This is a genomic window from Shimia sediminis (genome assembly GCF_003990645.1).
GTDB lineage: Bacteria > Pseudomonadota > Alphaproteobacteria > Rhodobacterales > Rhodobacteraceae > Shimia > Shimia sediminis.
In genome coordinates this window covers 1-729 of sequence record NZ_RYZK01000075.1, presented here as the reverse complement: position 1 = coordinate 729, position 729 = coordinate 1, and the positions used below count along the sequence as shown (strand labels likewise).

Below are 729 nucleotides of genomic sequence, written 5' to 3'. Positions count from 1 at the left end.
CTTTTGAGTAATACTATCTAATATCTATACGAGTAGGTACAAAATGTCTTCAAAAATAGTGCTTTTATCTTTTGTGGTTTTAACAATATTTGGATTAACTTCTTGCAATCCAATTAACAAAGAAGAAACCGATGGAGTACAAGAAGTGTTAATAAGAGAAAGAAGACAGCTTTTCGGCGGAAGAAATGGCAATCACCAACAGGTTGGAGTTAAGGCAGGACCGGCTTGGGGTTCGATGTCACACTCTGGCGGTCCCATCACCTACAGTGGTGGTGCTGACTTAAGTTCCCCAAAAGGTCATGGATTGTCTGGAAGTCTTTCCCATACTCCTGGAATAGGTGGTCAGGGGTCAGTCAGAGGAACCGTTGGTTTGGTAAACAACAACAATCATCAAGCTTCAGCTTGGGCCCAACACGACAGAAATTTCGACAGACATATGCATCGACTTGGGCCTGAAACGAACAGTGCTGGGCTCAATTATCAACATGGTGGTGGTGGTAGTGCTTTCCTTAGTGGATCAAAAACACCAGGGTTACCGTCCAGGGGCACCGTGGGGGGGTCTGCGCCAATTCATACCACAAGAGATTCAAGTTTGTCGATCTCTGGACAGACTACCTTCGGCCATGGTATGAAACCTGACCATCAAGTTGGATTAACATACGGAAAATCATTCTAAATGTAATGTGTGCATTTTTTTCTCTGCTTATTTCCCAAATAAATAAATAAAAG

The 729-nt window shown here is 42.9% G+C and carries 1 protein-coding gene; it reads left to right on the top strand.

Going from position 1 to position 729, the window contains the following annotated elements; translation table 11 throughout:
- Nucleotides 1-43: 43 nt before the first annotated feature.
- Nucleotides 44-676, top strand: coding sequence for a hypothetical protein (locus EK369_RS22910; protein WP_127116300.1), 633 nt, complete (start codon nucleotides 44-46; stop codon nucleotides 674-676).
- Nucleotides 677-729: the final 53 nt, after the last annotated feature.

Excerpts from the sequence above, each read along its gene's own strand:
- EK369_RS22910 (WP_127116300.1), top strand. The coding sequence starts at position 44 with ATGTCTTCAAAAATAGTGCTTTTATCTTTTGTGGTTTTAACAATATTT.